Below are 16,064 nucleotides of genomic sequence, written 5' to 3'. Positions count from 1 at the left end.
GCCCGTGGGGGTGGGCCGGTGCGTAAGAGTCAGCGCTCAGGATAGGCAGCGGGTACAGGTCGATCCATAACCTGAGCGGTCTGGATTGAGATGTTTCATATATCAATCAAGGACTGCGGGGGCCGGCCAACGGCCGGTCCTGCCGGCCGCGCTCTACGAACGGCCGGTCCTGCCGGCCGCGCTCTACGAACGGCCGGTCCTGCCGACCGCGCTCTACGAACGGCCGGTCCTGCCGGCCGGGCTCTACGAACGGCCGGTCCTACCAGCCGGGCTCTACGAACGGCCGGCCCTGCCGGCCGCGCTCTACGAACGGCCGGTCCTGCCGGTCGGGCTCTACGTAGTGCCGGCCGCTGGCCGGCTCCCGGTAACGTCACAGCGCCTGCCAGGTGAACCCTTCGCCGCGACGGTAGTACACGCGCGCCGCTTTGCCATACAGCGCGCTCGCCTCGACCAGGCCGAAATAGCGGCCATCGGCGCTGTTGCCGCGGTGGTCGCCGAGCATCAGCACCTTGCCGGCCGGTACGGTCAGGCCGGTGATGTCCGGGCCGCCGCCCTGCCCCAGGTCGAGCTGGGCCAGGGTGCGCCCGAAGTCTTCCACCTCATCGGTGCCGGCCTGCGCCAGCGGCTGGCCGTTGATGCTGAGGTGGCCCGCATGCAGCTCCACGCGGTCCCCGCCCACGGCGGCAATGCGCTTGATCAGGCGGGTGCCGTCCTGCGGGGAATCAAACACGGCCACCTCGCCACGCTGCGGCACGCCGGTGTGCAGCAGTTCCACCGAGGTGAACGGCAGGCGCAGGCCATAGGCGCGCATGTCCACCACCACGCGGTCGCCCGGTTCCAGGGTGTGCTGCATGGAGCCGCTGGGCACCTGGTAGTGGTTGGCCAGGCTGTCGCGCGCGGCGGCCAGCAGGCCGAGCATGACCAGCAGTGGCAGGGCCTCCTTCTTCAGCCAGTGGAACACGCCTTGAGAGCGGGGTTCGGCGGCGGCAGCGGTCATGTGGGCGATCCTTGCGGGTATGAGTTGGGTCTGACTGGTGGTGTGCGCCCCGAGTTCCCATAGTGACGACCAACGGAAAAGCTACGCATTGTTTACGCGTCTCCGGTATGCGGGTCATCGCTGCTTTATGCCCCCCGCGCGCATCGTGTCGACACCGCGCCCCCGGGCGTTTTGTCGAGGTGTTCCATGACCATCCTGTTGATCCGGCAGGCATCGCCGGACCCGCTGCCGGTGCCGGCCCAGCTGGCCGGCCACGCCGTGCACTGCCAGGACTGCGCCAGCCTGCCGGCGCTGCTGCAGTGCCTGCGCCAGGCCCGGGAAAGCCAGCCGGCGTGGGTGCTGATCGAAACGGCCGCCGCCGACCCTGCGCAGTGGGCCGCCCATGGCCGCGACCTGTGCGCGGCGCTGGAGGCCTTGCCGGCGCCGTACATCGAGATGGCCGCCAACGATGACGACGGCCTGGACGCGCACCTGCACCCGCTGCACGCGCCGGCGGCACGGGTGGTGTGCAGCAGCGGGCGCGATGACGCCTGCCGGCTGTCATTGGCCATTGCCGCACGACGCCTGCAGACGCCTGCAGGGAGCGCCTGAGCCATGTCGATCTTCATCATTCGTGGCCCCGAAGCGAGCGGCCTGTTGATCCGCACCGCGCAGCCGTTGCCGGCGCCGGTGCTGAAGGCGCTGGTGCACCGCGCGATCGACGCGGGCACCACGGTGGCGATCCGCGCCTGCGGCTCGGAACAGGAGCTGCTGGATGCGCTGCGCGTGGCCGATCACAGCCGTGGCGAGATCACCCTGCTCGACCCCGGCGCCTGCGTGGACAGCCCGCGCCTGCAGCGCCTGCTGCCGCACCTGCACAATGCGTACGTGGAGGTGCATGACGATGACAGCAGCGCACCGGAAGCGTGCCTGCCGGCCGACGTCGGCCAGCGCATCGGCGTGGCGCATGGGTACTGCGCGCAGAGTTACATGCATGCATTGGAGATCGCGCTGGATCACCTGGGATGCAGCGAGGTGGGATGCCGCGTGGGGACGTAGACGCACGAACGGCAGGGTTTCCCCTGCCGTTCGTCTTCAACCCGGTCACGTACCAACCAACAGTTGGTACCTACCGTGATGCCTGCGGCATCACTTCAACCCACGATTCACCAGCAGCGGTTCCACCGACGGATCCTTGCCGCGGAACTCGCGGTACAGATCGGCCAGCTCCACGCTGTTGCCGCGCGAGAGGATCTTGTCGCGGAATTCCTGGCCGTTCGCGGCGTTCAGGCCACCATGCTCCTTGAACCACTCGAAGGCGTCATGGTCGAGCACCTCCGCCCAGAAGTAGGCGTAGTAACCGGACGAATAACCGCCACCCCAGATGTGGTCGAAGTAGGTGGTGCGGTAGCGCGGCGGCACCTGCGGCAGGTCGACCTTGAACTTCTTCAGCGCGGCCGCTTCAAACGGCGCCACGTCCTGCAGCTTGGCGTCGGCCGGCTGGGTGTGCCAGGCCAGGTCGAGCAGTGCGGCCGACAGATACTCGGTGGTCGCGTAGCCCTGGTTGAAGGTGCGCGCCTTGAGGATCTTGTCCACCAGCGCCTGCGGCATCGGTTCGCCGGTCTTGTAGTTCTTGGCGTAGTTGGCGAAGACCTTCGGGTCCAGCGCCCAATGCTCGTTGAACTGCGACGGGAACTCGACGAAGTCGCGCGAGGTGCTGGTGCCGGCGATGGACGGGTACTTCACGTTCGAGAACATGCCGTGCAGCGCATGGCCGAACTCATGGAACATCGTGGTGACGTCATCGAAGCTCAGCAGCGCCGGCTGGCCGGCGGCGGGCTTGGTGAAGTTGCAGACGTTGTAGACCACCGGCTTGTCGCCAGTGAGGCCGTTCTGCTCGACGAACACGTCCATCCACGCGCCGCCGGACTTGCTGTCGCGCTTGAAGTAGTCGGTGTAGAACAGCGCCAGCGAGGTGCCGTCCTTGTCGAACACTTCATACACCTTCATGTCCGCGTGGTAGGTCGGAATGTCGGTGCGCTGCTTGAAGGTCACGCCGTACAGCTGCGTGGCGGCGTAGAAGACGCCATTCTGCAGCACGTTGTCCAGCTCGAAGTACGGCTTGATCTGGGACTCGTCCAGGTCGTACTGGGCCTTGCGCACCTGTTCGGCGTAGAAGTCCCAGTCCGATGCGGCCAGCTGGAAGCCACCCTTCTGGGCGTCGATGACCTTCTGCATTTCGCCGATCTCGCCACGCGCCTTGGCGGTGGCCGCCGGCACGGTGTCGGTGAGCAGCTTGAGCGCGGCGGCCGGGGTCTTGGCCATCTGGTCGGCCAGGCTGTACGCGGCGTAGTTCTCGAAGCCGAGCAGCTTGGCCTTCTGCGCACGCAGCTGGGCCAGGCGCTGCACGGTCTGCCGGGTGTCGTTGGCATCGCCGCGCTCGGCGCGGGTTTCCGAGGCCTTGAGCACGGCGGCACGCTGCTCACGGTTGCTCAGCGAGGCCAGCACCGGCTGCTGGGTGGTGTTCTGCAGCGGCAGCAGGAACTTGCCTTCCAGGTTGCGCGCCTTGGCATCGGACGCGGCCGTGTTGATCTCTTCCTCGCTCAGACCGGCCAGGTTGGCCTTGTCGTCCACCACCACGGCGGCGGCGGCGGTGGCAGCCACCAGGCGGGTGTGGAACTGCGTGGCCAGCGTGGTTTCTTCCACGTTGAGCTTGCGCAGGCTGGCCTTGTCAGCGTCGGACAGCTGCGCGCCGGCGCGCACGAATTCCTGGTAATCGCGTTCGACCAGGCGCTTCTGCACCGGGTCCAGGCCCAGCGCATCGCGCTGGTCATAGACGCTCTTCACGCGGGCGAACAGCTTCGGGTCGAGGTTGATCTCGTCCTGGTGCTCGGCCAGCTTCGGGGCGACTTCTTCCTGGATCTTCTGACGCGCGTCGTTGGTGTCGGCCTGGACCAGGCCGAAGAACACGCGCGAGACGCGGGTCAGGGTCTCGCCGCTGCGCTCGAGCGCTTCGATGGTGTTGTCGAACGTCGCCGGTTCGACGTTGTCGGCGATCTTGCGCACTTCGGCCAGGTGCTGCTTCATGCCTTCGTTGAAGGCCGGCAGGTAGTCACTGTCCTTGATGCGGTCGAACGGCGGCGCCTGGAACGGCAGCGTGCTGGCGCTCAACAGGGGATTGGTGGAGGCATCGGCCGGCTGCTGCGCGGCGGGGGTCTGGGTGTCGGACACGGGGGTGGACTCCTTGCCGGAACAGGCCGCCAGCGCCAGGCTGATGGCAGCGGCCAAGATTACGGTACGCGACATGAAACGGGCTCCTGGAATGAGGTAAAGCGGCTCAGAACCGCAGCCGATAACCCTACTCCCATTGGCCCCGCCCGGCATGTGCCGGACGTGGCGCCTGGCCTTGCCGGCCAGGGGCAGCGCCGCGCCCGCGGGCGTTCAGACCGTGCCGCGGTTCTTGCCGTGCCACGGCCGGTAATACTCGCGGATGGTGGCCATGTCGGCCACGTCGTCGCCGGTGGAATAGAACAGCGGACCAATGCCGATGGTCTTTTCCGGGTAATGGAAGTAGCAGGCCAGCACCGGTACGTCGGCCATGCGCGCGATCTTCAGGAACCCGGCCTTCCAGTGGGTCACCGCCTTGCGGGTTCCCTCGGGCGTGATGGCATACCACATGCGCTCCGAACCACGGAGCAGGCTGACCGCCTGCTCCACCGTGCCCTGCGGCGAGCTGCGGTCCAGCGGGATCACACCCAGGGCGCGCAGCAGCGGCGACAGCGGCCACCAGAACAGCGAGGCCTTGCCCAGCACCTTCACCTGCATGCCCAGTGCGATCTTGGCCGCCATGCCCCAGAAGCCGTCCCAGTTGGACGAGTGCGGGGCGACGATGAAGACCAGCTTGGGCACGTCCGGGAAGGTGCCGGTCACTTTCCAGCCGCCCAGACGCAACGTGCACCGGGCCAGCCAGCGGAGGAAGCGGTTCGGTTTGACCTGCGGCATGTTGGGCGGCACAGGCGGCAACAGCGGACTTCGGTTGTTCAAGCAATCACTCCCAATTGCGTGTGGTGCGGCCGCGCTTGATCTGCGCGCGACCTTTCTTTTCATCCAGCCGGCGCAGCTTGGCCCCGTACGATGGCTTGGTGGCCACACGCGGCTTGGGCACGCTGAGGCTGGCCTGGATGAATTCGGCCAGGCGATCGCGTGCGTCCTCGCGGTTGCGGTCCTGGGTGCGGAAACGCTGCGCATCGATGACCAGCACGCCTTCGCCGGTCATGCGCCGGTCGCGCCGCGCCAGCAGGCGCTCGCGCAAGGGCTCGGGCAGGGACGGCGAGCCGGCCACGTCGAAGCGCAGTTCAACGGCGGTGGACACCTTGTTCACGTTCTGCCCGCCGGCGCCGCTGGCGCGCACGAAACGCTCGACGATCTCCGTGTCCGGAATCGCCAGGTGTGCCGTGATGGTGACAGGACCGTTTGCCATGGGGCGCATTGTAAAGGCAGTAACGCCGCCATTGGTGACCACAACGTACGCCAATGGCGCCGATAAGGCGCATAAAAGCAGGAGGTGCGGGCACTGACCCATCACCGCATCGCAGGTATGCTCTGGCTTTCACGCAACGCAGGATGCTGCCCGATGATGTTGACCCCTTCGCCGGCCCGCCGTGGCCTGACCCGCCTGGCCCTGACCCTCGCGCTGGGACTGGCGGCCATCGCCCCCGCCCTGGCCGCGCCGCCGTCGGACGCGGACATCAACCGCCTGCTGGCCGCCTCGCGCGCGCAGAGCATGCTGGACACCATGCTGCCGCAGATCGAGGCGATGCAGCGCCAGCAGTTCCAGCAGGTGGCCCAGCAGCGCAAGCTGGATGACACCCAGAAGGCGCAGCTGCAGCGGATCGAGCAGCGCACCAACCAGACCATCCGCCAGGCGCTGTCGTGGCAGCAGCTGCGGCCGATGTACGTGGACCTCTACAAGAAGACCTTCAGCAAGGAAGACGTGCTGGCGATGGCCGAGTTCTACGAGAGCTCGGCCGGGCAGAGCCTGCTCGACAAGACCCCGGCGCTGATGCAGAACGTGATGGTGGCCATCCAGGACAAGATGCAGCCGCTGTTCGTGGACCTGCAGAAGGACCTGGAGGCGATCGTGAATGAAGAACAGGCACCGCCGACAAAGTAATAGCGGCGCGATCGTCCTGCGCACGTGAACATTCGTAGTGACACGCCATGCGTGTCCACCGCGCGAAGCGCGGCACAAGCGTCCGAAGACACGCCCGTGCCGTGCCGAGGCCCCCTCCGGGTGGTAGCCCCGCCGAAGCCGCCCTTCCGGGTTCATAGCCGGTCAGGGTCCAGCGGACACGCATGGCGTGTCCCTACGGTTTTGTCACCAGCCCAACAGATCCATCGCCTTGCGGAACTCGCCTTCCACCGGGGCGCTGACATCCATCGGCGTGCCGTCTGGATGCGGGAAGCGCAGCCGCTCGGCGTGCAGCAGCATGCGGTGGATGCCCTGCATGCGGAAGCTGCGGTTGTGGCGGCCATCGCCATGGCTGGTGTCGCCGATCAGGTGATGCGACAGGTGCTTGAGGTGACGACGGATCTGGCGGAAGCGCCCGGTCTGCGGCTGGCAGCGCAGCAGCGCATAGCGCGACGTCTCGAACTCGCCCACCGGCACGGCGATCTCGCCCACTGCCACGCGCTGGAAATGGGTGATGGCCTGCTTCTTGACCGGCTTGCCGGGTCCGCCGTCCAGGTCATGGTCCACCGTGAACGCCTCTTCGGCCGGCCAACCGCGGCAGATCGCCAGGTAGTCCTTGGTGACATCGCCGCCCATCAGCGATTTGCCCAGCACGCTGGCGCTCTCACGGTCGAACGCGAGCAGCAGGCAGCCGCTGGTGGCGCGGTCCAACCGGTGCACGAGGAATATGGGCTTGCCCAACTGGTCGCGCAGGCGGTCGGCGAGGAAGTCATCCTCGCCGCGGGCCAGCTTGCTGTCGTGGACCATCAGCCCGGCCGGCTTGTTCACCACCGCCAGGCGGTCGTCGACGTGCAGCAGCTGCAGGGGCGGGAGCGCCGCCGGCGCTTCAACCAGGGCCTCGTCGAGCAGATCGATATGGCTCACCGCCGCCACCACGCACTGGCCAGCGAGAACAGGCCCGCCGCGCCGCTCACCCAGCTCCACACCGGCGCATCACCGACGTACCAGCCGCCCGGCTGCATGCCGTAGAGCACCGCCGCGACGATCAGCAGGCCCACGCCGGCGATGGCCGCCACGGCGCGCTTCTGCAGCTTCTGCAGGTTGGTGTTGAGTGCCACCAGGTCCTGCGAGCGCATCGACAGTTCGTGCCCGCCTTCCACCTGCTGGCGCAGCCAGGCGTGCACCAGGCGCGGCATGTCGGGCGTGTGGGTCATGATTTCCGGCAGGCGCTTGCGCAGTTCCTTCAACACCCGGCGAGGGCTGTAACGCTCGCGCAGGATGCGCTCGAGCACCGGCCGCGCCACCGCCCAGATGTCCAGCTCGGGGTCGAGCTGGCGACCGACGCCTTCGATGTTGAGCAGCGTCTTCTGCAGCAGGATCAGCTGCGGCTGCAGCGTGAGCTCGTAACGCTGGGCCACGCGGAACAGCTTGATCAGCACCTCGGCCAGCGAGATCTGCGACAGCGGGCGGGTGAAGTACGGTTCGCACACCGAACGCGCGGCAGCTTCCAGCTCATCGATGCGCACGTTGTTGGGCATCCAGCCGGCTTCGACATGGAGCTCGGCCATGCGCCGGTAGTCCTTGTTGAAGATGGCCATGAAATTCTCGGCCAGGTAGTACTGATCTTCTTCGGACAGCTGGCCCATGATGCCGAAGTCCAGCGCGATGAAGCGCGGGTTGTCGCGGCGCATCGGATCGGTGTCGACCCAGATGTTGCCGGCGTGCGCATCGGCATGGAAGAAGTTATCGCGGAACACCTGCGTGTAGAACACGCGCACGCCCTTGGCTGCCAGCGCCTTGCGGTCGATGCCGGCCTTGTCCAGCGCGGCGATGTCGTCCGACGGAATGCCCCACACCCGCTCCAGCGTCAGCGCGCGTTCGGCGGTGTGGCTCCAGATCACCTCGGGCACATACAGGTCGTCCGAATCCACCCAGTTGCGGCGCAGCACGCTGGCATTGGCGCCTTCGCGTTGCAGGTCCAGCTCGGCGGCCAGGGTGTTTTCAACTTCAGCCACGACTTCGCGCGGGCGGATCCTGTCGGCGCGCGGATGGGTGCGCTCGACCAGCGCGGCGGCCGACTTCAGCAGCGCGATGTCTGCATCGATCTGCTTCTCGATGTCCGGCCGCAGCACCTTCACCACGACCTGGCGACCATCGGCGAGCGTGGCGGCATGCACCTGCGCGATCGAGGCCGACGCCAGCGGCTGCAGGTCGAAGGTCGCGAATGCCTCGCTCACCGGGCGGCCCAGCGCTTCTTCCACGATGCGCTGTGCGGCGGCGCCATCGAACGGCTTGACCCGGTCCTGCAGCAGGGTGAGTTCGTTGGCGATGTCGGCCGGAATCAGGTCGCGGCGGGTGGAGAGGATCTGGCCGAACTTGACAAAGATGGGGCCCAGGTCCTGCAGCGCCAGGCGCAGACGGGCACCGCGCGACTGCGCCGCGATGTCGGCCGAGGCGCGAGGCACGAACGGCTTGGCCACGCGCAGCCAGCGCTCGACCTGGGTGCCCTCGAGCAGATCGTCCAGACGGTAACGCAGGATCACCCGACCAATGCGGCTGGCGCGGAACACCGCCTTCATGCGCGCACCTGCGCCAGGCGCTGTACCCGGGCGGCGATGCGCTCGACGTCGTCGCGGATCACATCCACGTCGTCATGGAAGGCATCCAGTTCGGCTCGGGCTACCACGTCGCGCGACTCCTCGGTGACAAAATCAGCGGCGCTGTGCGCCAGGTCGGACGCGCCACGGCGCGCATGCTGCAGGGCCGAGCGCAGTGCATTGGCGATCTGCACGCCAAGCACGTCGCCGAACACGCGCACGAAGGGCTGCTGCCAGTCCGGATCGAAGCGGCTGGCCAGCTGCTGCAGGCGGCGCGCAAGTTCGGCATCACCGGAGACCTTCACCCGGCCCGCCGGGGCATCGCCACCACGGCGCGCGTTGGCCAGGAACGGCAGCTGCGCCAGCACCCCGCCCAGCGTGCTGCGCACGGCCAGGTCCGGCTCCTGCTGGGGGTCCACCGGGCCCACCGTCAAGCGTTCACCGTCCACCCCGATGCGCATGGCCAGTGCCGGCGACTCCAGGGTCAGCGCAATGTGGCGGCCATCCAGCGCGACCAGCGCGCGGCGGGTATCGGGGTCCAGCGCCAGCGTACGGTTGAGCGCGAGCTGCAACGCATTGCCGGCCAGGGGCTTGAGGGAGGAGAGCAGGGAGCGGGCCATGGCGACATTCTACAGCGCTACCCCGTAGAGCCACGCCCTGCGTGGCTGACGCACCGTCGGCAGTTCCAGCCACGCAGGGCGTGGCTCTACGGGGGAAATGCTTTCATGATGGGCATCCTCACACGCATGGCAGGAGCGGCAGCAGGCATGGGCAAGATCCGGGTAGGCATCATCTTCGGTGGCCGTTCGGCTGAACACGAGGTCTCACTCCAGTCGGCCAGGAACATTCTGGATGCGCTGGACAAGTCGCGATTCGAGGCCACCCTGATCGGTATCGACAAGCAGGGCCAGTGGCATGTGAGCGACCCGGAGCGGTTCCTGCTGCACGCCGACGACCCGTCGCGCATCGCGCTGAACCGTTCCGGCCGAGGCGTGGCGGTGTTGCCCGGCGCCGAGCGGCGGCAACTGGTGCCGGCCACACCGGACGCGGCGCTGGCGCAGATCGACGTGGTGTTCCCGATCGTGCACGGCACGCTGGGCGAGGACGGCTCGCTCCAGGGCCTGCTGCGCATGGCCAACCTGCCCTTCGTCGGCTCCGGCGTACTGGGTTCGGCGGTGGCGATGGACAAGGACGTGGCCAAGCGCCTGCTGCGCGATGCCGGTCTCGCCGTTGCGCCGTTCGCGTGCTTCAGCCGGGCCACGGTCGGATCGGCAGACTACGCCACGCTGGTCGCGCAGCTGGGTACGCCGTTGTTCGTCAAGCCGGCCAACCAGGGCTCATCGGTGGGCGTGAGCAAGGTGCGCAACGCACAGGCGTTCCAGGAGGCGCTGGCACTGGCGCTGGATTACGACCACAAGGCGCTGGTGGAGTCGGCCATCGACGGACGCGAGATCGAGTGTGCGGTGCTGGGCAACGACGCGCCCGAGGCCAGCGTCTGCGGCGAGGTGGTGGTGCACGACGAGTTCTATTCGTACGACACCAAGTACATCAGCGAGAGCGGCGCGGACGTGGTGGTGCCGGCCGACATCAGCGATGTCGACCAGCAGCGTATCCGCGGGATTGCCGTACGTGCCTACCAGGCACTGGACTGCGCCGGACTGGCACGCGTGGACGTGTTCCTTGCCGCAGACGGTGGCGTGGTCATCAACGAGATCAACACGCTGCCCGGCTTCACCCGGATCAGCATGTACCCCAAGCTGTGGGCAGCCAGCGGGCTGGATTACACGGCCCTGATCACCCGGCTGCTGGAACTGGCGCTGGAGCGGCATGCCAGCGATCGCGCGCTGCGCAGCTCGATCACCGCCGTGAGTTGACCCCGTCCTGACCGGTAGAGCCACGCCCTGCGTGGCTGACGCACCGTCGGCAGTTCCAGCCACGCAGGACGTGGCTCTACGCGGGGAATTGCGCGGGTGCCAGATGCAACGACGGCCTGGCGCTCCTGCGAGCGCCAGGCCGTCGGAGACTGCGCTGGGTCATGCGTTCCCGGAGAGAGGGGGGCGCGCATGACCCCGCGCACTACCCTCGCTTACGGAACATCGACACCACAGCCAGGATCAGGAACACCACGAACAGGATCCAGGCAATGTTGCTGGCGGCACCGGCGATGCCGGAGAAGCCGAGCACCGCCGCAATGATGGCGATAACGAAAAAGATTACGGCGTAGTGCAGCATGTCGATCCTCGCGTAGTGCGTGCCGGATTGGCGTGCTGCCATCTTCACCAACGCCCGGTGTTCAGGAAGTGATGGATTTCTCGACGCGCGATGAAGCCTTCAGCCTCGTGAGCCCTTCGTCAATGCTCACCTGCGGGACGTAGCCGAAGTCGCGCCGCGCCGGTTCCATGCTGTACCAGTGCGGCGTGCACAGCTGCTCGGCCAGGAACCGGGTCATCGGCGGCTCGCCGCGCAGGCGCAGCAGCGGCCACACGCGTTCGGCCACCGCACCGATGCGATACGCGGTCTTGAAGCTGATCGACTTCTCCACCGCCGGCGCGCCCACCGCCGCCATCAGTTTGTTGAGCAGCTCGCGCATCGGCAGCGGTTCGCCGTTGGAGATGAAGTACGCCTTGCCGGCGCAGGCCGCGCCCGGTGCCAGGTGTTCAAGTGCCAGGAAATGCGCCAGCGCGGCGTTGTCGATGTAGGTGGTGTCGACCAGGTTGTTGCCGTCGCCGACGAAACGCAGGCGGCCGGCGCGCGCGCGTTCGGCCAGGCGTGGCACCAGCTGCTGGTCGCCCGGCCCCCAGATCAGGCGCGGGCGCAGCGCCACGGTGGCCAGGTCGGGACCGTTGGCGGCCAGCACGCGCTGCTCGGCGATGGTCTTGGTGGCCGCATACGGTGCCTGGAAATTCTCGCCGTACGGCACCTCGTCCGCGCCCAGGCCTTCCACCGGATGCGTGGCCCGGTGAGTGACGCTGGGGGTGGAGGTGTACACCAGCGTGCGCACGCCATGCTGGCGGCAGGCGGCAATGACGTTGTCGGTGCCCACCACGTTGGCCTGGTGATAGCTGTCGTAGCTGCCCCAGGCGCCGGCCTTGGCGCCGTTGTGGAAGACCGCATCCACCCCGGCCACCGCATGGCGCACCGCCTCGGCGTCGGCGAGGTCACCGCGGATCTGGCCCACGCCCAGCGCGGCCAGCGGCGGGTAATCGCCGCGGTTGAAACTCAGTACGTCATGGCCGCGTTCGACCAGGCCGCGGCACAGCGCCTGGCCGAGGAAACCGCCGCCACCGGTGACGAGGATCTTCATGCGTGTTGTTCCATTCGGGTTGCGGCCCAGGGTGCGAGTTTCTCGCGGCCGATCTTGGCGTTGTGGCGGATGTCGACGGGGAAGCCCGGGTGCGGCAGGAAGTGCGCGATGCGGGCAGTGCCGGCATGCGCGCCTGCTTCGCGGCGCAGGCGCTCGCGCAGCGCGGGGGAATCGGCCGTGCCCGGTTGCAGTTCGTAGCACAGCACCGGCACCTGCAGGCCCATCGGGCCCACGCCGACCAGTGCGGTACGCGCGATGCCGTCCAGCGCATTGAACACGGGCTCGACCTGCTCGGTGTACAGCGGGCCCTGCGCGGTTTCCAGGCGCTGGGTCTTGCGGCCGCAGAACCACAGCCGGCCGTCCGCATCGAAATAGCCCACGTCGCCCATCCGGTGCACCACCCGGGTGCTGCCGTCGGCCAGCGTCTCCTGGATCTTGGCCGCGGCGGTGGCCTGGGGGCGGTTGAAGTAGCTGTCGGTGGCGGTCGGGCCGGCCACGGTGATCTCGCCGACCACGCCGGGCGCGACCTCGCGCACCTGCGACCACGCAGGCAGCGGTGCGTCGTCGATGGCGATGATGCGCACGTCGTTGGGCGGCACCACCCGGCCCACGCAGGTGCCCGCGCCGCCCTCGGTCGCATCGCGCGTGCTTTCCAGTTCGCGGCCTTCGATGACGGCGACCGGCAGGCATTCGGTGGCGCCGTAGGGCGTCCAGAACTGCGCGTCATCGGGCAGCAGGCGGCGGATGCGTGCCACCACGTCCGGCGGCACCGGGGCGCCGGCCGAGGTCACCCGGCGCACGCCGGTCAACGGTTGGCCGTGGTCGGCCAGCACCCGCATCAGTGCGGGCGAGCCGAACAACTGGGTGACCCCGAAGCGCGCGATGGCGTCGTGCAGCTTGCGTGGGTCGGCCTTCGCCGGCCGGGTGGGGTCCATGTCCGGGATCACCGAGGTCAACCCCAGCGCCGGATCGAACAGGGCGAACGGCGGGAAGGTGGGCAGGTCGATGCCGCCGGCCTCCATGCCGAACGCCGCGCGCAGCAGGTCCACCTGGCCGACGAAATGGCGGTGGCGGTAGACCACGCCCTTGGGCACGCCGGTGGAGCCGCTGGTGAACAGCAGGGCGGCCACGTCGTCACCGTCGGTGGCGGCCATCGGCTGCGGCTGGCGGGCGCCGTCGGCTTCCAGCCGGGCCAGGGTGGTGCCGCCCCAGCCCCAGCGACGCCCGACGGTGACCTGGGTCTTCGCGCCCGGGCACCAGCGCAGCGCCAGCCGCGCCACGTGGGCCAGGCCGATGCCGATGAAGGCCTGCGGCTGGGCCTCGTCCAGGCACTGCTTCAGCGCGCGCTTGTCGATGCCGGGGTCGACCAGCACCGGCACCGCGCCGTTCTTGAACAACGCGAACATCAGCAGGAAGAACTCGGGCGAGGGCCGCACCATCACCACCGCACGCACCCCGCGGCCGATGCCGTACGCGGCCAGGCCGGCGGCCATCGCATCGCTGCGGGCGTCCAGGGTGCGGTAATCCAGGGTCACGTCATAGCGGGCCATGCCGTCCGGACCGGGCCGTCCGGGGCAGCGGATGGCGATCTGGTCGGGGCGTTCGCGGGCCAGTTCGGGCAGGCGCGCGGCGATGTTGATCGGACTGTTCATCCGTTCATTGTCGCCGCTGCAGAAAAATCTTGCGCGGCGGCCGCTGGCGTGGAAAATTCGCCCCCTTCCTGTATCCGCGCCTGGCGTGGATCACCCCCCCTCCGGCCGGTACCCATGTCCCATCCCTGCATGACGTGTGGCGCCTGCTGCACCCAGTACCGTGTGGCCTTCCACTGGATGGAATCGGACGAGGTCACCCCTGGCGGGGTCCCGCACCCGCTGACCGAACCGCTCGACCCGCACCGCCTGTGCATGCGCGGCACCCATTCCGCGCCGGTGCGCTGCGTGGCGCTGGATGCGGAGATCGGCGTGTATTCGCGTTGCAGCATCCACCCCAACCGCCCCAGCGTGTGCCGCGAGGTGGATGCGTCGTGGGAGTACGGCAAGGCCAGCCCGCAGTGCGACAAGGCGCGGGCGATCCACGGGCTGCCGGCGTTGAGCCTGGAAAGCTGGACCTGGCGGGATGGTGAGGGCGACGGCGGCAATCGCGCCGCGTGAGCGGGCGCGTGACGACCAACGGTCGTGACACCCGTTACAGCGGATTGGCGTCCAGGAACGCGCGGATTTCCGGTACCAGCACCTCGTGCTTGTCTTCCAGCACGTAGTGCCCGGCGTCCTCGAAGGCATGCACCTGCGCCTGCGGCAGCGCCGCCTGGAAACCCTTCAGGAAGTGGTGGTCGAACACGAAGTCGCGCAGGCCCCAGCCGATGAAGGCCGGGCGGTCGGCGAACGACGGCAGCGCCTGGCCGGCGCGTTCCAGCAGCGACCAGGCCTTGTCGGCCGGGCTCAGCGGGATGTCCTGCATGAAACGGATGGTGCTGATCCGGTTGGCGTAGCTGTTGTACGGCGACACGTAAGCGCGGCGCACGTCGGCCGGCATCTTCCGCTCGACGCCCAGCCACGAGGCACCGGCGGAGAACGCGTTGAAGGTGCGGATGATCCACTCGCCGATCTTCCAATGGCGGCCCAGCGCGATCTGCCACGGCATCTGCTTGGCGGCCGGCATCGGGAAGGCGGCGGTGTTGAGCACCACCAGCCGCTTGACCTGCGCGTGGTGCGACAGCGCCCAGCCAAAACCGATCATGCCGCCCCAGTCGTGTACGGCCAGGGTCACCGGGCCGGTGATGCCCAGGTGCGCCAGCAGCGCATCCAGGTCGTCCACGCGCGATTGCAGGGTGTACTCGTAGTGCGCGTCGTCGGGCTTGTCCGACAGCCCCATGCCGACATGGTCCGGCACGATGCAGCGGTAACGGTCAGACAAACCGGCCACCAGGGTGCGCCAGTAATAGCTCCACGACGGATTGCCGTGGACCATCACCACCACCTCGCCATCGCGCGGGCCTTCGTCGAGGTAGCTCATCGACAGGCCGGGGCGGACCTCGAAACGCTGGGGATGGGCGGGGTAACCGGGAAGCTTGGGCATTGATCTGGGTCGCGTATGGGGCTGCATGCTGCCCGCAGGGATGTCCCGGGCACTGGTGCGCATTGTCGGGCACAACCGCCATGGGGGATAGAGGGAGCGCTATCTACGTGGTCGGCGGCAGCATGTAACGCTGGGTGGCATGGCTGTCGTCGGACAGCAATCTCAGGTACGCCGGGTGCAGGAATAGTTTTTCCTTGCCCATGCGTTGTTCTTCAAGCACACCGATTTCAACGAGATCGCGCAGATAGCGGGCTGCGGTTTCGCGCTTGGCTATGCCAGCATCAACGATGTTCTGGATGCGGGTATACGGCTGGCTGAACAGCACATCGACCAGTTCGCGGCTGTACGTCTTGGGTCGCTGCGCGCGAATCCATTCGCACGCCTGTTCGTGCAATCCACGAATGGCGTCGATCTTGGCCCCGGTCCATCTTGCGGTATCGGCGACAGCCTCAAGCATATAGGCAATCCAGTCTGCCCACGCGCCGTCTACAGTGACCCCAAGCAGCAATCGGTAATACTCGGCCTTGCGCTCGATGATGTACCGCGACAGATACAGGACCGGCCGATCCAGCAAATCCTGCTCTACCAGCATCAGTAAATTCAGAACCCGGCCAGTGCGCCCATTGCCGTCGGTAAAGGGGTGGATCGCTTCGAACTGATAATGCGCGACCGCCATTCTGATCAGTGGATCGACGTCGCGCTCTTCATGGATGAAGCGCTCCCAGTTGGCGAGCTTTTCACGCAGCAGCGTCTCGCCCACCGGGGGCGTGTAGATCACCTTGCCAGCGCGCTTCGGTAGCGGAACGCTTCCCGTGTCGCGGGAGTGGCAGCAGCCTCATGGTCAGCAATTCGAAACAACTCGTCAGCCATCGTGACGATGTTCTCGATCTCTGAACTGGCTTGCGCTTGCAGGAGCGTTCA

General features: G+C 67.7%; 16 protein-coding genes and 1 pseudogene. 5 read left to right on the top strand and 12 right to left on the bottom strand.

Going from position 1 to position 16,064, the window contains the following annotated elements; genetic code table 11:
• Nucleotides 1-370: 370 nt before the first annotated feature.
• Nucleotides 371-997 carry a signal peptidase I gene (lepB, locus tag AC3ITN_RS01015; RefSeq protein ID WP_489391754.1) on the bottom strand — a complete coding sequence of 209 codons (627 nt, stop codon included), beginning with the start codon at nucleotides 995-997 and terminating at the stop codon, nucleotides 371-373.
• 186 nt (nucleotides 998-1,183) lie between these two features.
• On the opposite strand from lepB, the gene AC3ITN_RS01010 reads away from it, so the two are divergent.
• Nucleotides 1,184-1,588 carry a hypothetical protein gene (locus AC3ITN_RS01010; protein WP_489391753.1) on the top strand — a complete coding sequence of 135 codons (405 nt, stop codon included), beginning with the start codon at nucleotides 1,184-1,186 and terminating at the stop codon, nucleotides 1,586-1,588.
• Nucleotides 1,589-1,591: 3 nt separating this feature from the next.
• Nucleotides 1,592-2,035 carry a 3-dehydroquinate dehydratase gene (locus AC3ITN_RS01005; RefSeq protein WP_489391752.1) on the top strand — a complete coding sequence of 148 codons (444 nt, stop codon included), beginning with the start codon at nucleotides 1,592-1,594 and terminating at the stop codon, nucleotides 2,033-2,035.
• A 90-nt stretch (nucleotides 2,036-2,125) separates the two neighbouring features.
• On the opposite strand, the gene dcp is transcribed toward AC3ITN_RS01005, so the two are convergent.
• From dcp to arfB, 3 genes are all read right to left on the bottom strand, one after another.
• Nucleotides 2,126-4,282, bottom strand: coding sequence for a peptidyl-dipeptidase Dcp (dcp, locus tag AC3ITN_RS01000; RefSeq protein WP_489391751.1), 2,157 nt, complete (start codon nucleotides 4,280-4,282; stop codon nucleotides 2,126-2,128).
• 135 nt (nucleotides 4,283-4,417) lie between these two features.
• Entirely contained in the window at nucleotides 4,418-4,978 is a 561-nt protein-coding gene (locus AC3ITN_RS00995) for a lysophospholipid acyltransferase family protein (RefSeq protein WP_313342449.1), read from the bottom strand.
• 46 nt (nucleotides 4,979-5,024) lie between these two features.
• Nucleotides 5,025-5,456 carry an alternative ribosome rescue aminoacyl-tRNA hydrolase ArfB gene (arfB, locus tag AC3ITN_RS00990; RefSeq protein WP_313342123.1) on the bottom strand — a complete coding sequence of 144 codons (432 nt, stop codon included), beginning with the start codon at nucleotides 5,454-5,456 and terminating at the stop codon, nucleotides 5,025-5,027.
• 153 nt (nucleotides 5,457-5,609) lie between these two features.
• Between arfB and AC3ITN_RS00985 the strand changes: the two genes are divergently transcribed.
• Nucleotides 5,610-6,149 (top strand): DUF2059 domain-containing protein, encoded by a 540-nt coding sequence (locus AC3ITN_RS00985; RefSeq protein WP_489391750.1) that lies wholly within the window; start codon nucleotides 5,610-5,612, stop codon nucleotides 6,147-6,149.
• Between the two features lie 204 nt (nucleotides 6,150-6,353).
• Here AC3ITN_RS00985 and AC3ITN_RS00980 read toward each other — a convergent pair whose 3' ends face one another.
• The 3 genes from AC3ITN_RS00980 to AC3ITN_RS00970 are packed head-to-tail and all read right to left on the bottom strand — an operon-like array spanning nucleotide 6,354 to nucleotide 9,384.
• Nucleotides 6,354-7,082 (bottom strand): pseudouridine synthase, encoded by a 729-nt coding sequence (locus tag AC3ITN_RS00980; protein WP_489392853.1) that lies wholly within the window; start codon nucleotides 7,080-7,082, stop codon nucleotides 6,354-6,356.
• A gap of 5 nt (nucleotides 7,083-7,087) precedes the next feature.
• Complete coding sequence (gene ubiB, locus AC3ITN_RS00975; protein ID WP_313342142.1) at nucleotides 7,088-8,746, bottom strand: ubiquinone biosynthesis regulatory protein kinase UbiB; 1,659 nt, start codon at nucleotides 8,744-8,746, stop codon at nucleotides 7,088-7,090.
• Complete coding sequence (locus AC3ITN_RS00970; RefSeq protein WP_489391749.1) at nucleotides 8,743-9,384, bottom strand: ubiquinone biosynthesis accessory factor UbiJ; 642 nt, start codon at nucleotides 9,382-9,384, stop codon at nucleotides 8,743-8,745. The genes ubiB and AC3ITN_RS00970 overlap by 4 nt, the downstream gene beginning before the upstream one ends.
• A 147-nt stretch (nucleotides 9,385-9,531) precedes the next feature.
• Between AC3ITN_RS00970 and ddlA the strand changes: the two genes are divergently transcribed.
• Nucleotides 9,532-10,638 carry a D-alanine--D-alanine ligase gene (gene ddlA / locus AC3ITN_RS00965; protein ID WP_489392852.1) on the top strand — a complete coding sequence of 369 codons (1,107 nt, stop codon included), beginning with the start codon at nucleotides 9,532-9,534 and terminating at the stop codon, nucleotides 10,636-10,638.
• A gap of 202 nt (nucleotides 10,639-10,840) precedes the next feature.
• On the opposite strand, the gene AC3ITN_RS00960 is transcribed toward ddlA, so the two are convergent.
• From AC3ITN_RS00960 to oleC, 3 genes are all read right to left on the bottom strand, one after another.
• The gene (locus AC3ITN_RS00960; protein WP_038691201.1) at nucleotides 10,841-10,996 is read right to left on the bottom strand and encodes a DUF1328 domain-containing protein; all 156 of its coding nucleotides are present in this window, start codon (nucleotides 10,994-10,996) and stop codon (nucleotides 10,841-10,843) included.
• Nucleotides 10,997-11,057: 61 nt separating this feature from the next.
• A complete protein-coding gene (oleD, locus tag AC3ITN_RS00955; RefSeq protein ID WP_489391748.1) occupies nucleotides 11,058-12,068 on the bottom strand; it encodes a 2-alkyl-3-oxoalkanoate reductase in 1,011 nt (336 codons plus the stop codon).
• Nucleotides 12,065-13,720, bottom strand: coding sequence for an olefin beta-lactone synthetase (oleC, locus tag AC3ITN_RS00950; protein WP_489391747.1), 1,656 nt, complete (start codon nucleotides 13,718-13,720; stop codon nucleotides 12,065-12,067). The genes oleD and oleC overlap by 4 nt, the downstream gene beginning before the upstream one ends.
• Nucleotides 13,721-13,834: 114 nt before the next feature.
• Here oleC and AC3ITN_RS00945 point away from each other — a divergent pair, with 114 nt between their 5' ends.
• Entirely contained in the window at nucleotides 13,835-14,218 is a 384-nt protein-coding gene (locus AC3ITN_RS00945) for a YkgJ family cysteine cluster protein (protein ID WP_313342153.1), read from the top strand.
• 34 nt (nucleotides 14,219-14,252) lie between these two features.
• On the opposite strand, the gene AC3ITN_RS00940 is transcribed toward AC3ITN_RS00945, so the two are convergent.
• A complete protein-coding gene (locus AC3ITN_RS00940; protein WP_489391746.1) occupies nucleotides 14,253-15,143 on the bottom strand; it encodes an alpha/beta fold hydrolase in 891 nt (296 codons plus the stop codon).
• 103 nt (nucleotides 15,144-15,246) lie between these two features.
• Nucleotides 15,247-16,058 (bottom strand): annotated as a pseudogene (locus tag AC3ITN_RS00935) (Fic family protein); the annotation flags it as partial.
• Between the last annotated feature and the right edge of the window lie 6 nt (nucleotides 16,059-16,064).

It is taken from the genome of Stenotrophomonas sp. KH_036_B, from assembly GCF_057839485.1.
This window is presented reverse-complemented; position numbering and strand designations above follow the sequence as displayed.

Excerpts from the sequence above, each read along its gene's own strand:
- oleD (WP_489391748.1), bottom strand. The coding sequence starts at position 12,068 with ATGAAGATCCTCGTCACCGGTGGCGGCGGTTTCCTCGGCCAGGCGCTG.
- ddlA (WP_489392852.1), top strand. The coding sequence starts at position 9,532 with ATGGGCAAGATCCGGGTAGGCATCATCTTCGGTGGCCGTTCGGCTGAA.
- AC3ITN_RS00945 (WP_313342153.1), top strand. The coding sequence starts at position 13,835 with ATGTCCCATCCCTGCATGACGTGTGGCGCCTGCTGCACCCAGTACCGT.
- AC3ITN_RS00995 (WP_313342449.1), bottom strand. The coding sequence starts at position 4,978 with ATGCCGCAGGTCAAACCGAACCGCTTCCTCCGCTGGCTGGCCCGGTGC.
- AC3ITN_RS01010 (WP_489391753.1), top strand. The coding sequence starts at position 1,184 with ATGACCATCCTGTTGATCCGGCAGGCATCGCCGGACCCGCTGCCGGTG.
- AC3ITN_RS01005 (WP_489391752.1), top strand. The coding sequence starts at position 1,592 with ATGTCGATCTTCATCATTCGTGGCCCCGAAGCGAGCGGCCTGTTGATC.
- dcp (WP_489391751.1), bottom strand. The coding sequence starts at position 4,282 with ATGTCGCGTACCGTAATCTTGGCCGCTGCCATCAGCCTGGCGCTGGCG.
- arfB (WP_313342123.1), bottom strand. The coding sequence starts at position 5,456 with ATGGCAAACGGTCCTGTCACCATCACGGCACACCTGGCGATTCCGGAC.
- AC3ITN_RS00985 (WP_489391750.1), top strand. The coding sequence starts at position 5,610 with ATGATGTTGACCCCTTCGCCGGCCCGCCGTGGCCTGACCCGCCTGGCC.
- ubiB (WP_313342142.1), bottom strand. The coding sequence starts at position 8,746 with ATGAAGGCGGTGTTCCGCGCCAGCCGCATTGGTCGGGTGATCCTGCGT.
- AC3ITN_RS00970 (WP_489391749.1), bottom strand. The coding sequence starts at position 9,384 with ATGGCCCGCTCCCTGCTCTCCTCCCTCAAGCCCCTGGCCGGCAATGCG.
- AC3ITN_RS00960 (WP_038691201.1), bottom strand. The coding sequence starts at position 10,996 with ATGCTGCACTACGCCGTAATCTTTTTCGTTATCGCCATCATTGCGGCG.
- oleC (WP_489391747.1), bottom strand. The coding sequence starts at position 13,720 with ATGAACAGTCCGATCAACATCGCCGCGCGCCTGCCCGAACTGGCCCGC.
- lepB (WP_489391754.1), bottom strand. The coding sequence starts at position 997 with ATGACCGCTGCCGCCGCCGAACCCCGCTCTCAAGGCGTGTTCCACTGG.
- AC3ITN_RS00940 (WP_489391746.1), bottom strand. The coding sequence starts at position 15,143 with ATGCCCAAGCTTCCCGGTTACCCCGCCCATCCCCAGCGTTTCGAGGTC.